Source organism: Filimonas zeae (assembly GCF_014641615.1).
In the GTDB taxonomy this organism is placed as follows: Bacteria; Bacteroidota; Bacteroidia; order Chitinophagales; family Chitinophagaceae; genus Filimonas; species Filimonas zeae.
The window spans coordinates 36,796-51,467 of sequence record NZ_BMIB01000001.1; the positions used below are offsets into that span (position 1 = coordinate 36,796).

11 protein-coding genes and 1 tRNA gene are annotated in these 14,672 nt (G+C 44.6%); 5 read left to right on the plus strand and 7 right to left on the minus strand.

Translation table 11 applies throughout. The annotated features are described in order from the left end of the window. Positions 1–172 precede the first annotated feature (172 nt). The 5 genes from rfbC to IEY13_RS00185 are packed head-to-tail and all read right to left on the minus strand — an operon-like array spanning position 173 to position 4,336. The gene (rfbC, locus tag IEY13_RS00165; protein ID WP_188949485.1) at positions 173–724 is read right to left on the minus strand and encodes a dTDP-4-dehydrorhamnose 3,5-epimerase; all 552 of its coding nucleotides are present in this window, start codon (positions 722–724) and stop codon (positions 173–175) included. Positions 725–741: 17 nt separating this feature from the next. Continuing rightward, positions 742–1,797: a dTDP-glucose 4,6-dehydratase gene (gene rfbB / locus IEY13_RS00170; RefSeq protein ID WP_188949488.1), complete on the minus strand. Its 1,056-nt coding sequence runs from the start codon at positions 1,795–1,797 to the stop codon at positions 742–744. A gap of 37 nt (positions 1,798–1,834) precedes the next feature. Next, on the minus strand, positions 1,835–2,488 hold the full coding sequence (locus IEY13_RS00175; protein ID WP_188949490.1) for a phosphatase PAP2-related protein: 654 nt from the start codon (positions 2,486–2,488) through the stop codon (positions 1,835–1,837). A 56-nt stretch (positions 2,489–2,544) separates the two neighbouring features. Continuing rightward, the gene (rsmG, locus tag IEY13_RS00180; protein ID WP_188949492.1) at positions 2,545–3,168 is read right to left on the minus strand and encodes a 16S rRNA (guanine(527)-N(7))-methyltransferase RsmG; all 624 of its coding nucleotides are present in this window, start codon (positions 3,166–3,168) and stop codon (positions 2,545–2,547) included. A gap of 46 nt (positions 3,169–3,214) precedes the next feature. Further along, positions 3,215–4,336, minus strand: coding sequence for a glycosyltransferase (locus IEY13_RS00185; protein ID WP_188949494.1), 1,122 nt, complete (start codon positions 4,334–4,336; stop codon positions 3,215–3,217). Between the two features lie 59 nt (positions 4,337–4,395). Between IEY13_RS00185 and tgt the strand changes: the two genes are divergently transcribed. From tgt to IEY13_RS00210, 5 genes are all read left to right on the plus strand, one after another. Then, positions 4,396–5,535: a tRNA guanosine(34) transglycosylase Tgt gene (tgt, locus tag IEY13_RS00190; RefSeq protein ID WP_188949496.1), complete on the plus strand. Its 1,140-nt coding sequence runs from the start codon at positions 4,396–4,398 to the stop codon at positions 5,533–5,535. A gap of 32 nt (positions 5,536–5,567) precedes the next feature. Next, positions 5,568–6,668, plus strand: a complete 1,101-nt coding sequence (locus tag IEY13_RS00195; protein ID WP_188949498.1) for an LptF/LptG family permease — start codon at positions 5,568–5,570, stop codon at positions 6,666–6,668. Positions 6,669–6,795: 127 nt separating this feature from the next. After that, complete coding sequence (locus IEY13_RS00200) at positions 6,796–8,121, plus strand: citrate (Si)-synthase, eukaryotic (RefSeq protein ID WP_188949500.1); 1,326 nt, start codon at positions 6,796–6,798, stop codon at positions 8,119–8,121. Positions 8,122–8,201: 80 nt separating this feature from the next. Beyond that, a complete protein-coding gene (locus IEY13_RS00205; RefSeq protein ID WP_188949502.1) occupies positions 8,202–8,726 on the plus strand; it encodes a DUF1801 domain-containing protein in 525 nt (174 codons plus the stop codon). Positions 8,727–8,769: 43 nt separating this feature from the next. Next, positions 8,770–8,843, plus strand: a tRNA-Ala gene (locus tag IEY13_RS00210). A 461-nt stretch (positions 8,844–9,304) separates the two neighbouring features. Here IEY13_RS00210 and IEY13_RS00215 read toward each other — a convergent pair. Together IEY13_RS00215 and IEY13_RS00220 are read right to left on the minus strand one after the other, a co-directional pair. Then, complete coding sequence (locus IEY13_RS00215) at positions 9,305–10,666, minus strand: alkaline phosphatase family protein (RefSeq protein ID WP_229687645.1); 1,362 nt, start codon at positions 10,664–10,666, stop codon at positions 9,305–9,307. Between the two features lie 425 nt (positions 10,667–11,091). After that, complete coding sequence (locus IEY13_RS00220; protein ID WP_188949504.1) at positions 11,092–14,325, minus strand: AsmA family protein; 3,234 nt, start codon at positions 14,323–14,325, stop codon at positions 11,092–11,094. Positions 14,326–14,672 lie beyond the last annotated feature (347 nt).

The window sequence follows — 14,672 nt, forward strand, 5'->3', positions numbered from 1 at the left end:
TAAAGAGGGGAATCATAATTTTCTGTATAAGGTTAGCCCGGTTGAGGAAGCATTTAGCCTGAGCAAAAAAATGAGCGAGTAAAGGCGGGTAGGTGTACTATAACATTACAAAATGGGCACCACCGCCGAACGGCTCATGGTGCCCATTTTGTAATGTTATAGGCTTTCCTCCTTACAGGGCTGCTGTAAACTCCTGCAGGCCTGGTAGCTGTAAATCTTTCTCAGACAGTTCAAATTCAGCTGAGGGTATTTGCCAATCTATGGCGATATCGGGGTCATTATAAATAATCCCTCCTTCAGCTGCTTTATTATAGAAATTGTCACACTTATAAAAAAAGGTTGCTGTTTCACTCAGAACAATAAAGCCATGTGCAAAGCCACGCGGAATGAACAGCTGTGTATGATTTTCTTCTGTTAACTCTACAGCTACGTGCTGCCCGAAGGTAGGAGAGCCCTTGCGTACATCAACAGCAATATCAAGTACCTTACCTGTAATTACACGTACCAGTTTTGCCTGTGCAGCTTCACCCTTTTGCAGGTGAAGGCCGCGTAATACTCCACGCGAAGAATAAGATTGATTGTCCTGCACAAAATTAACAACCTGCCCGGTTTGTTCAGCAAACTTTTGCTGGTTGAAGCTTTCGAAAAAATATCCTCTGCTGTCCCGGAAAATAGAGTCGTGTATAATAAAACAACCTTCCAGTTTAGTCTGTTCTGCTTTCATACTTTGTATGTCTGGTATTATCTGCCGTCGTATTGATTTTCGTAGTACTGCTGATAAGCGCCTGAGGTTACGTTTTTCAACCATTCTTCGTTGGTCAGGTACCAGTCGATGGTTTTACCCAATCCCTCTTCAAAGGTTACAGAGGGTTTCCAGCCCAGTTCTTTGTTGATTTTATTGGCGTCAATGGCATAGCGGAGATCATGGCCGGGTCTGTCTGTTACATAGGAGATGAGCTTTTCGCTTGATCCTGCAGTTCTACCCAGTTTTTCATCCATTATTTTACAAAGCAGCTTTACCAGGTCAATATTCTTCCATTCATTAAAGCCGCCCACATTGTAACCTTCGTGGTTTTTTCCGTTGTGAAAAACCGTGTCAATAGCCGTCGCATGGTCAATTACATACAACCAGTCACGCGTATTATCGCCTTTGCCGTATACAGGAAGTGGTTTATTATGGATGATGTTGTTAATAAACAAAGGGATCAGCTTTTCCGGAAAATGGTTAGGGCCATAGTTGTTAGAGCAATTGGTCATTACATAACCCAATCCGTAAGTTTCTCCATAAGCACGAACAAAATGATCTGAGCCTGCTTTGCTGGCTGAGTACGGTGAGTTTGGCGAATATGGGGTTGTTTCTGTAAAAAAACCGGTATCGCCCAGTGTACCAAATACTTCATCTGTAGATACATGATGAAAGCGATGGTTGGCGTAATTGCCTTTCCATTTGTCTTTAGCCAGGTTAAGCAGGTTTACAGTACCTATGATATTGGTATATACAAAATCAAGTGGTGATAATATAGAGCGGTCTACATGTGATTCCGCTGCGAGATGTATTACATCTGTTACCTGATGCTTCTCAAAAACCTCTTGCAGAGCAGTTGCATCCAGTATATTCACTTTTTCAAACCTGTAATTAGGAGCGTTTTCTATATCACGCAGGTTTTCTAAGTTGCCGGCGTAAGTAAGAGCGTCGAGGTTGATAATTGTGTATTCAGGATATTTGGTTACAAACAGACGCACAACGTGTGAGCCTATGAAACCGGCACCACCTGTGATTAAAATGTTTTTGGGCATGAGATTTTGATTAAAAGAATTCTGCCAAATTTAGGGTTTAATTAGATTCACGAAGAGCCAGATTTTTTCCCGTTTTATAGCACCACCAGGTAAATAAGGGGGCTGCCAATACATCAAAGGTATAATGCACATGCTGTACCAATACCAGTGTACCTATAAGTACCGTTGCTGCAAGGGCAATACGGCGGTCGCGTTTTTTTTCAAGGCACAGATATAACAGGAACAAAGTAGCTGTATGGCCGCTGAAAAAAAGGTCTTTGGTTATAAATTTTTTACCGTAGCAGATATTGCTGATAGGATCAGCCAACGGAATAAGGCCTGCGGGCGGATTAAGGGGTACCAACGAGATGGTTACAATACGCAGCAGGCATAATATAAGGTAGCAATACGTAAAAGTGAGGAGCAGCCGGGGTTTTTGTATTACACGCACCACAAACAAAGCGAACATACCCCATAGGATGATGAAAATAGGAATGGATACGTTGACCGGAGTTATGTACTGCAACAGTACATCGTTTACTGTAAAACCGTTTCTTGCCTCAATATGCTGGAAAAAGAAAGGGAATACAGCCAGTACCAGCAAAATAGCTGCTATACCAATTGCAATGCGCTTAACAAAAAGATATTCCTGCAGGGCGTGTTTCCAGCAGGAAGGGGCTAAGGCTATCGTTTGTTTACTTCCGGGGGGCATGGGGTGAAGATCGTATAAAACCGGTATGAATGTTATGCTTAAGTAAATTTTAAGATTTACCTGGGCACGTGCAGCAGGAACTTTTCTTCAAAGCCTTCTTCCGGAAATATGTTTTTTACAGGAGTCATGCGTGGGCGTGCACCGCTTTCTGATATTTCCTGCGCGAGATCGCCACCTTTGAGGCAAATGAGGCCATTTGCCAGTTCCTGTGTACCGCCTTTCTTTACCAGCGGGTTGCTCCATTGCAACAACTCTTTTAAAGGAGCTACTGCACGGGATACAGCAAAGTCGAACTTGCGACCTTTAATTTCTTCGGCGCGGGTATGTTGCACTGTAACATTGGTTAAGCCAACGGCATCGGCTACACCTTGTACCACTTTTAGCTTTTTGGCAATACTATCAACCAGATGAAACTGTACTTCGGGGAAATAGATGGCCAGTGGGATACCAGGAAAGCCACCTCCTGTGCCGATATCTATGATCTGTGTACCTGGCCGGAAGTCGATAACGGCGGCAATGGTTAAAGAGTGCAGTACATGCTTCAGGTACAGGCTTTCAATATCTTTCCGGGAAATGACATTGATCTTTTCATTCCATTCTGAATACAAGCCTTCCAGCGCAGTAAATTGCTCCAGCTGCTTCTCCGTAAACTCACTAAAATATTTCAGCACAACTTCCATGTAAAATCAGAATTCAAAAGTGAAAATTAAAAAAGAGTCTGACAGATTAGTTCCAGTGTTGTCTGGGCTTTTTAAACAGCGCCGGTACAAACAGGAAATAATAAACAAACATCCAGAGATCAAACAGCAGGAACATAGGCCACAAATCGCCTTCCTGTAGTTTTCTCATGCTTTTATACCATATTACTGCCTGCAACAGTAAACGTACGCCATAAATGCTAAGCGCGAGCCACCAGTTGTAAAACAGAGATACGATTAATAAAGGATATAACAAGGCATGGGATAAAGAATACAATCCCAGCAGGAACTTATGTTTAGGCTTATAAAACCGGGCAGCAGAATAGTGTCTGTTCTTTTGGCGCCACCATTCTTTCCAGGTTTTTTTAGGCGCGCTGAAACTGTAAGTTTCAGGGTCTATCATAATAGCTGTATTGGTTTTGGTGGCAACTTTATTAATAAACAGGTCGTCATCACCTCCGGGTATCTGATTGATAGAAGAGAAGCCTTTGTTATTAAAGAACAGTGCTTTTTTATACGAGAGATTACGGCCAACTCCCATATAAGGGATGCCTGCCAGTGCATAGGAAAAATATTGCAGGGCAGAATGGAAGGTTTCGAAGCGGATGATTTTATTTAAAAAACCGGGTTGTTTATGGTAAGCTCCGTACCCAAGTACTATTTCAATACCGGGTTGATAGGCTTCCTGCATTTTTTGCAGCCAGAATTCGGAGGAAGGAATACAGTCTGCGTCAGTCAGCAGCACTACTTCATATTTCGCCTGCTTAATACCCATAGATAATGGGAACTTTTTGCCAGGAATCAACTTGGCTTCCTGTGTAAGTGGTATTATTTCCAGGTTCTTGAAACTCTTTTTAAATTCTTCCAGCAGGTATTTGGATTCGTCTTTAGAGTTGTCGTTTACCACAATAATCTCATGGCTGGTGCGGTAGTTCTGCACCAGGATGCCCGGCAGGTATTTGGCCAGATTGTGCGCTTCATCGCGCGCGCAAATGATTACAGAAACGGGGTATTCCTGGCTTTGCGCTTTCACAGGTGGGGTATAAGCGGCCAGTCTTCTAAAGAAAAACAGGTAATAAAATACCTGTATCACCACTACCGTACAAAATAGGGAGAAGACGATCAGCCAGAATGAAGGCATTAGATTCATCCGGCAAAAATAATTGTTAAGATGAATAGTTGAGGGGGTTGTTAGTACTTTTGCCGGCTATGGCAGCATTATCATTCGAATTGCAGGGTGTGGATAACAATAGTAAGGCCCGGGCAGGGGTAATTACCACCGACCACGGCCAGATACAAACGCCCATTTTTATGCCTGTGGGTACCGCAGGCAGTGTAAAAGCGGTTACCCAGCAGCAGCTATATAGCGAAATAAATGCGCAGATTATTCTGGGTAATACTTATCATTTATACCTGCGGCCGGGCATGGAAGTGCTGGAAGCAGCCGGCGGCTTACACCGTTTTAATGGCTGGCACAGGCCCATTCTTACAGATAGTGGTGGTTATCAGGTGTTTTCGTTGGCCGAAAACCGTAAAATAACAGAGCAGGGGGTATTATTTCAGTCGCATATAGATGGTAGCCGGCATTTGTTTACGCCGGAAAGCGTAATGGATATACAACGCACTATTGGGGCGGATATTATTATGGCGTTTGATGAATGTCCTCCTTATCCGAGCGAATATAAATACGCTAAGAACAGCATGGAGCTTACGCATCGCTGGCTGGATCGGTGTTTTACCCGTTTGGCGGAAACGCCGGACAAATACGGTTATTCGCAAAACCTGTTTCCCATTGTGCAGGGCAGCACTTATCCTGATCTGCGCCGTGCTTCCAGTGAATATATTGCTTCCCGTAATGCAGCCGGCAACGCCATTGGCGGCTTAAGTGTGGGTGAGCCGGAGGAAATGATGTATGAGTACACCGCATTATGCTGTGAGTATTTGCCGGAAAGTAAGCCCCGTTATCTGATGGGGGTGGGTACGCCCTGGAATATATTGGAAGGCATTTCTTTGGGTGTAGATATGTTTGATTGCGTAATGCCTACCCGTAACGGACGTAATGGAATGCTGTTTACTACAGCGGGAGTTGTTAATATTCGTAATAAGAAATGGGCCACCGATTTTTCTGTAATAGATGCTTCTCTGGATTGTGAGACCAGCCGTTATTATACAAAGGCTTATCTGCGCCATTTGTTTGTAGCCAATGAAATACTGGCGCTGCAGATTGCCAGTATTCACAACCTGGCTTTTTACCTGTGGCTGGTAAAAGAAGCGCGGGCACATATTCTGGCAGGCGATTTTAACAATTGGAAACAAAACATAATACCTGTATTGAAGCAAAGGTTGTAGTAATTCAAAATTCCAATTTACATTTAGGGGGTATGAAGAAGTTAGACTGGTATATCATTAAAAAATTCCTGACCACTTTTTTCTTTTCTATTTTTCTGTTCGCTATTATTTCTGTGGTAGTGGACGTTGGCGAGAAGACAGATGACTTTGTAAAAAGCGGCTGGAGCTTTTCTAAAATAGTGGTGGATTATTACCTGGCTTTCATTCCTCATATTATTGCACTGCTGTTTCCGCTGTTTGTGTTTATTGCAGTTATCTTCTTTACTTCCAAAATGGCCGGGAAGAGTGAGATAGTGGCTATACTGGCGGCCGGCGTACATTTCAGAAGAGTGCTGCGCCCTTATTTTATAGCGGGTTTATTTCTTGCTTTACTGCTCTGGTATGCCAGCGGTTATGTAATACCAAGAGCGGAAGTGAAGCGAACCTATTTTGAAGATGTATATGTAAATGGTAACTCTACTTATAACCCCCTCATCCAAACCAGTAATAACCTTTATTTCAGAATAGACTCCTTTACTTATGCCGGGGTACATTATTATGATACTGTACGTAAAACAGGTGGTCCGTTTTTTATGCACCGTGTAAACCGGAAAAAGCTGAATGAAGTGGTATTTAACCTGCGTGCAGAAACCATACGCTGGGATACGGCTACCCGTAAATGGGCGCTGGATAACGTAGTGGAGCGTGAGATTAACGGCCTGAAAGAGAAAACAACTTTAACGGCTACGAAACAAATGAAGTTTACGTTTGAGCCACGCGATTTACGGAAGGATGATTTTGCCAAAGATAAAATGACTACGCCCGAACTGCAGCATAACATAAAGCTGGAGGAAATGCGAGGTACGGAAGGGGTGAAGGCGTTGCAGATTGAACGTTTTCGCAGAGATGCTACACCTGTTTCTGTTATTATCTTAACGTTAATCGGAGCTATCATCGGGAGCCGCAAAGTACGTGGTGGCAGTGGCGTGCATCTGGCCATGGGTTTTATTATCGCAGCTGTTTTTATTCTGATGGATCGTTTTTCTACCATTTTCTCTACCAAGGGTAATCTGCCGCCTGTAATTGCTGCCTGGATTCCCAATATTGTGTTTAGTATGGTGGCTTATTATATATATAGGAAGTCACCTAAGTAAGGGGTGAATTTTCATTTCTTTCAAAAACTTTTGTCCTTCCAGGCAAGTTGCCTTACCTTTAACCTTTCTAAAAAAGCAGGAAAAAAGGTCTATAACCGACAGCCTATATTTAAAAATTTTTGCAGTCATGGAAGTTATTAAGGAAAGGTTTAAGGCGAAAGCAGAAGCCGCCGGTGCAGAGATAAAGGATTTGTTGAAGGAGCATGGTTCTAAAAAGATAGGAGAGGTTAGTCTCTCGCAAATTTATCAGGGTATGCGCGGTATTACCGGCATGGTAACTGAAACCAGCTTACTCGACCCGCAGGAAGGTATCCGTTTCCGCGGCTATTCAATCCCCGAATTACAGGAAAAACTGCCTAAAGCCAAAGGAGGCAGTGAGCCATTACCAGAAGGTATTTTTTACCTGATGCTGGTAGGCGAAATTCCCACCGAAGAAGATGTTCAGTTATTAACTTCCGTATGGCAGCGCAGAAGCCATGTACCTAACCACGTGTTTGACGTGATAGATGCATTTCCGCTTAGTGCGCATCCTATGACTATGTTTGTGGCTGCTATTATGGCTATGCAAACAGAAAGCCATTTCTCCAGAGCTTATGCCAAAGGCATTAACAAAAAAGATTACTGGGGCTATATTTTTGAAGACTCTATGGATCTGATTGCGCGTCTGCCACGCGTGGCTGCTTACGTGTATCGCCGCAAGTATAAAAACAATGAGCATATCCAGCCTGATGGCCTGCTTGACTGGGCAGGTAACCTGGCACACATGATGGGTTATGAAGACCCCAGCTTTTTTGAGTTGATGCGTTTATATATGACTATCCATGCCGACCATGAGGGTGGTAACGTGAGTGCGCACACCACTCACCTGGTAGGTTCTTCTTTAAGCGATCCTTACCTGAGTTTTGCAGCAGGTATGAACGGTCTGGCAGGTCCTTTACACGGCCTGGCTAACCAGGAAGTGATCAAGTGGATTTTTGAAATGCGTGAAGCTTTAAATACTGCCAAGCCTACTCCTGAGCAAATTGCTGATTATGTAAACAGCACCCTGGCTTCCGGTAAAGTTGTGCCTGGTTATGGCCACGCTGTATTACGCAAAACTGATCCGCGCTTTACTGCACAGATGGAGTTTGGTAAAAAGCACATGCCTAACGATCCGCTGGTACAAACCGTTTGGAACATTTATGATACAGTGCCCCCAATTTTAACAGCGCTGGGCAAGGTGAAAAACCCATGGCCTAACGTAGATGCACATAGCGGTGCATTACTGGTACACTACGGTATGAATGAGTATGAGTTTTACACTGTACTGTTTGGTGTAAGCCGTGCTTTAGGTGTACTGGCCAGCCTGTGCTGGGATAGAGCTTTGGGCTTCGCTATCGAGCGTCCGAAGTCTGTTACCACAGATTCTGTAAAAGCCTGGTTAAAAGGCGAAGGCGAAATCTGGGGCGACTAAGCCAACAATTTCTATATTGAAATAGCTGAAAAGAGTTCCTGTTGCGGGAACTCTTTTTTATTTTTAAGAAACTGTACGCTATGCCTGCCTCACAACCTGTAAAGAAAGCTGCAAAGAAGGCAGCAAAAAAAGCTGTACCCCAAAAGAAGGTAACACCTGCTGCTGCAACACCAGCAGCGTCTGCCAGCGAAAAGTCTACTGGTATTAAATATGCCGATAAATCGGCCGGTCAGCCACAATTGAATCCCATTTTTGAAGAACTGAAGGCGCTTGTAATACCTTATGCAAAAGGAACTATTGCATTGAGGGGCGGCTCTGGTGGGCAACTTACATTGGTAAGTGAGAAAGAAGTAATAGTAGATGGAAGAAAAAAGCCGGAGATGTATTTTGTCGCCGTGCTGGTTCAGAAAGGATATGTTGGATTTTACTTTATGCCTGTATATACAGAGGAGGAGCAGAAGGCGTTGTTTGCTCCTGAGCTACTACAGCTGCTGAAGGGTAAGAGTTGTTTCCATATCAAAAGATGGGATGCTACGCTGAAAAAACAGATTAAGGAGGCTTTGAAAAAAGGCTACGAAGTATATAAAGAAAAAGGTTGGGTTTAATTTTGTTGGAATCAAATGGTTACCATACATTTGCAACCTCTTCGGGGGTTTAGCTCAGTTGGCTAGAGCGTTTGCATGGCATGCAAAAGGTCACCGGTTCGACTCCGGTAACCTCCACAGAAAGCTTCAACATTGGTTGAGGCTTTTTTATTGCCCGGAAGTTATTGATCCGGGATTTGTTTACCGGGAACATATTGGGGATCAAGACGATTTGTTAACAGCCAGTGTTGCAGTGCTACAGCCTTTATTATCCGCGTAAAAAATCTGCAATTATTAAGAGCAGCTCAACTCTTGTAGCTACAGCTTGAAGCATGATAGCGATCAGACGGGGAATTGTGGTTATAGCCCGGGCTAATTGTGCTATAGCTCAGAAGAGTTGAACTGTTGGTCTGGCCCTTGAACTGTCGCTCTGTTCATTCGGGCTACCGCTCAATTCTTCTGAGTTCCTTTACCGTTCATCGGAGAAGGAGCCAACACTTGCCGTGTTGGGCCAGGATAGGGATATTGCTTGATAATATATACATAAAAACAAGGGCGAAAGATGATCCTTCGCCCTTGTTTTTATGTATCCGCAAAGCTTACTGAAAGAACTCAGTACGTACAATACCCTCAGTTTGCGGAAAGCGGATGCCTGCTGATTGGGCAATAAAGGGAGCAACATCCAACAGTTTCATTTTAGGAATTATTACTCCCTTTTTCAGGCCGGGGCCGAAGGCTACAAAGCCGGTTTCTATTTCTTTATGGTCGGGAAAAAAGCCGTGTGTTCCTTTTACTTTGCCAAAGATGTCCATTAGTTTTTTGGTGCCTGCGCCAAAGGTGGTTCCTTTTAAGCCGGTAAGGGCTAATGCTACGGAAGGGTCGGCGCCCACTGTAGTCAGTTCTGCTTTTTCTACTATTCTGAAATATTGTTTTATAGAATCGGGCAGATTGTTTAACAGGGTACGTACCTGTTGTACAGTTTGCTCGTCTTTAGCATCTTTCAGGTGCAGAAAGGCAGAGCCACCCTGGCTGTGAAACTGTGCTTTCCACGCGCCTGTTTTGGCGTTGGTGATAATGCCGTTTTGTTTTAGCAGCACGTTGGGGCTGAATGAGCGGTAGATGTTTTCAAAACCATGATCGCCGGTAACTATTACAAGTGTGCTGTCTGCAATACCTGCGCGGCCAATGGCTTCCAGCATAGATTTAATGCTTCTGTCTGCACCGGAAACAGCTGCTCTTACCATATAGCTTTCACGACCATCCTGATGCTCGTAGTGGTCGGTACAGGCCAGGTGTACAGCCAGGAAGCCAGGCTTGTACTGGCGGATGATGTAGCTGGCCATACGGGCAACATTTTCATCCTGAATTAGCTCGTTGTGTTCTGCATTCAGATCGTCTGCCTGTAAAAAGCCGGTTGCGCTGTCCTGTACTTCTTTCCATAAAGAGCGGGGCTGTGTAGCTTCTGCGGTATAGGCACGGGCATCATTTTTATGTTTGTAATCCCAGTATTCGGGAATGCGATAGTCAATAGGGGCACCTACTGTAACGGGCCAGCGCACGCAGGCTGTTTTTCTGCCGGCATCGTGCATGGCTTCCCATAAGGTTTTTGATTTAATAAGGTCGTAGTTCCATAACCATTTACCGGTTTGCCCTTCCGCTTCAAAAGGGGTGTTGTATACAATGCCGTGCCTGGCAGGTGTAACACCGGTTACCATGGTAGTGTGGTCGGGATAGGTAACGGAAGGGAATACCGGGTCTACCCCTTTTGCGGCTACTCCATTCTTCATCAGTTCGCGAACGTTCATCATGCCATAGGTGCTGTCCAGATAAAACTCTGGTCTGAATCCGTCTACGGTTATCAGCAGTACATGGGTGGCTACTTTCTGTTGTGCTTTGGCTGTGGCGCCCATGGTTGCAAGCAGCATCATGGCTGCGCTGAATCTTTTGATTGTTTGTTTCATGCTATTGCTTCGTTATAACTATTTGGGGGGTACTTGTTGCAATAGTATCGACTAAAAAAGCGGAGCGTGGTCCTATAGGGAAGGTTGAATTTATATTTTGGTAATGAATTAGTAATGGAAAGATAATGTTGGGTGCTGTAGGTTGGAACGGGCGTGCAGGGATGGAATAGTGCAGATGTGTTGTTCGTGTGTTGCTAAGCCAATAGGGTTTTAGCGTGTGCGGCAACGGGGAAATAGCAGTTGCAGAAGTAAAGCGAGCGGGCTAATGTGGTGGAATAAAAATTGAGGTGTTAAAAGGATAGGTGGGTGGAAGGGCGATACAGATACCGATTGCAGGAGAAAAGATAAACGCCGCAATACAGCGATAAGTCTGCTGTATTGCGGCGTTTATAATAGTGTATACGTGAAGGGGTGAAACCCGGAGTCTAAGACTTCTTAGCCTTACCTAGCCCTATCTTATAGTCGTCTGGTGTGCCGGTTACCTTAATGTTCATAAACCGTACTTTTTTATTCACATCGCGGTATTCAATGGCATCTACCTGATCGGGGTCTACTTCTTCCTGCTTTCTGCCAAAGAGCGCGCGGAAGCCTACAGACGTTACCATTTTAAGCGGTATGCGCATGTAGTATTCCATCTGCAGGTTCATGTGCTGTTTGCCGGATATTTCCATAAAGCCCAGTGAGGAGTTGATGTTCATGCTGGGGATGGTTAAGGCACCATCTTTAAACGTAAGCTTGTTGCGCAGAGTATCAAAGCGCACCATAGCCAGGTTCTTGTCTTTAAAGTATTTAGACATGGCCTGTATAGGCGCAAAGTTCATGAGCGTGCCATTGCGGATATCCACATCCAGCTGTGCCTGCGAGTTTTCTATAATGGGGGTAAGGTCAGGGTGTACCTGTACATGGCTTCTGATTTGGCCGAACAGGCGGCCTTTAATGTTTTTGTTGATGACGTAGTCCTGACCAAAGTAATCCAGCTTCAGCATCATCTTTTCAATATTGAGGTCGTTTACATTGATGCGGCTTCTGAAGTAAATCTTTTTAGGATCGGCGCCGTTAAAGTGGCCACGCATGCCCATTTTGCCTTCTGCAATTTCCAGCATCAGGGTATCCAGGTACAGGTGCTGATCGGCCTGCATTCGTACGTTGCCATGCAGGTTTTTAATCCACAGGCGATGGTATTTTATTTTGCCTATGCTGGTAGTGGCTCGGAAGTCAATGAATGGTATCTGGAAGATGTTAAAAGCATCGGCATGTGCGGATGTTTTATGTGCTACCCGGGTAACCGGAGGGGCGGTGGAAAGGCCGGGTGTGGCTGCTTCCTGTGCTTCGCTGAAGTTGTAACTGGTTAGCTGATCCACATCCAGAAAGCGGGAGTTGAAAACCAGATAGTTTTCTTTCTTCCTTTTTACGGTGTCTTTGCCGGTGTAGAGGCGCATGTTGATGTCAAAGTCGCTACGGCCTATTTTACCCGTAAGGGTGTCTATTTTAATAAAGTGATCCGCCCCTACTTTCACCATGCCTTTAATGCTATCCAGCTGAAAGTTGTGTTTGGTAAGAGTGCCCGATACGTTGGCTATCTTTATTTTGGCAAAGCGGAATACAGAATCGTATTTCAGATCGGTTTTAGAACGCAGCCACAGATTGCTGGCTACTTCTGAATGATAGTCTTTAGGTACATAATTACGGCTGATGGGACCTAACAGATCACTCAATGCAAAGTGTTTTGATTTGAAGTCGAATGCTACCTGTGTGCGGCCGCGCATTACCTTATCAAACCACAGCCCGTAATTGTTTACGCGGCCGCTGAAGGCGATATCGGTACTGTCAATTTTGCCCATGAAGTTGCGTAGCAACAAAGAGGTATCACCAATGGTAAGCTCTGCACCAAAGTCGTGAAAGGCATGCGGATAATGCTTGAAGCCTGCAAACAGCTTTTCCAGTTTAAACTTACCTCTGGGTAATGGCTTAGGGTGCAACAGTTCCTGTACGGAAGTCTCCAGTGCCAGGCCAATGTTAAAACCATAAATTTCTTCTCTGGCTTTGTTGCTTTTGGCGGTATCAAAGGCCAGTAGTTCTTTCATTATCATTTTATGGCTGCGTGCCTGAAAGGTTACCTGTACCGGTTTCTCCTGCTTGTGGAAAAGCGCCGGCAGATCGCTCAGGGAGGCTTTCATCTGAAAGTCGGAGTTGCCTATGCGGAACGAAAGAGTATCCATTTTTACAAAACCGTTCTTCATGTCTGCATGCAGGTCCAGATGCTCTATGTTGTAAGGATAAGAGGGGATGCGGAAGGTGAGGTCGCTTATCCGCAACTCACTCTGTATGCCTTGTGTTAATTTACCCAGCGATTGTTCCGGCTCGCCTACGTCTACCAGCTCTTTAAAGTTCATCACCAGGCTAATGTGGCCGGTAATGCGCTGCAGATCTTTAATACCCAGAAAAGCGCCTATAAACTCCAGCTCCAGTTCGGAGTTTAGTTGCATGAGTATTTTGGGGTCGGTAAAGTCGCGCATTATAAAGTTGCCTTTGAATATGCCTTTATCCGGGCGGGCGTTCATGTTGGTGAGGCGCAGTTCAGATGTTTTCAGCGAGCGGCCGGCACCATTGGTGTAATAGCCGGTAAATGCCAGTGAATCTAATTTCCTGTTGGCATCGGTATTGTGCATCCATGCGTTTTTGCACGAGAAGTTGAGCGTAATCTGTGGCATTTGCCCGCCTTTCAGTTTGCCTTTTACAGCACCCTCAAAGGTGAGGTGACCATCATAGGCAAAGTGTTTTAATTCTTTGCTTACTTCTTCGGGTGCAAAGGCAAAGAGTTGTTTAAAGTCAGGTTTGTCGCCGGAGAATTTCAGGTCTACCAGATTATCATTTTTCAAATCGGCGGTACCGGTGATATTAAAGATGGCATTTTCCAGTTTCAGTTTGCCTACCGGCAGACTCAGCACCTGTGTGGGCTTGTCGTAAGTCATTTTAAACTCTGCCTCCAGTTGCTTGTGGCGAAACAGGCTGGTATCACCGGGGCGGGTATAGTCTATCATGGTTTTGCCGGTGAGGTCGGCATAGATATGTGCGCTGTCGCTGCGGAAGGAAGATTTAATTTTGTCTATGTGAGAAGCTATATGCTGGCCGCTGATCTTATCTTCAAAAGCAATCTGCATGTTTTTAATCACCACCTTTTTAATATCCAGGTCCAGCTCCTGCGAAGTGCTGTCTGCTACTGCGGTGGTGTCTGACTTCATGCGGCTGGCTTCTACGATATTCAGTACGCCGTTATGCTCCTGTACCAGATTCAGATGGCCGTTTTTTAACACGATGGCTTTTACGCGGTATTTCTGTTCCAGAATATCGGGCAGACTAAAGCCTACATACATACGTTCTGCCTGATAAATGGGAGTGCCTGTTTTTAGCTTGTTAGCATAGAACTGTACGTTCTGCAGGCCTATAGATACGTAGGGGAAGTTCTGGAAAGGCGTAACATTGCTGCTGCCCACCACCAGCTCGCCCTGGAATTGTTTGTTCAATTCTTTAATAGCTATCTGCACCAGCCGTTGTTGTTGGGTGTACAAAATAGTAAGTGCTACCCCTACCAACACTATTAATAATAGAATGGGGAGTAGTACAAAACGGATCAGTCTTTTTTTCACTTTGCTTGCCATGGGTTGAATTGCTTCCGGTGAACAAATACGGGGCAAAAATAATGCCTCCGGGCTTATCGGGAGTTTTCATTATATATACGGCGTAAAAGAATCGACGGGGAGCCTTTTTTAGTAAAAAAGGGCCATTTATTATGTGTACAACAAAATGTCTGAAAACGCCAGGCCAGGTGCTTTAAGCGTGTTTTTGCTGTAATGTGTACAACAGATTATATCATAAAAACAATCATTAAATGTTAACGGGTTGTTGTATTGGCAGATAAATAACCCTGGTATAAGGGTGCGAACTGCCTGACTGGTCTTTTTTGCAGGCAGCATTGGTAAATGTTGTTTCTTTGTTCTGCAATCGG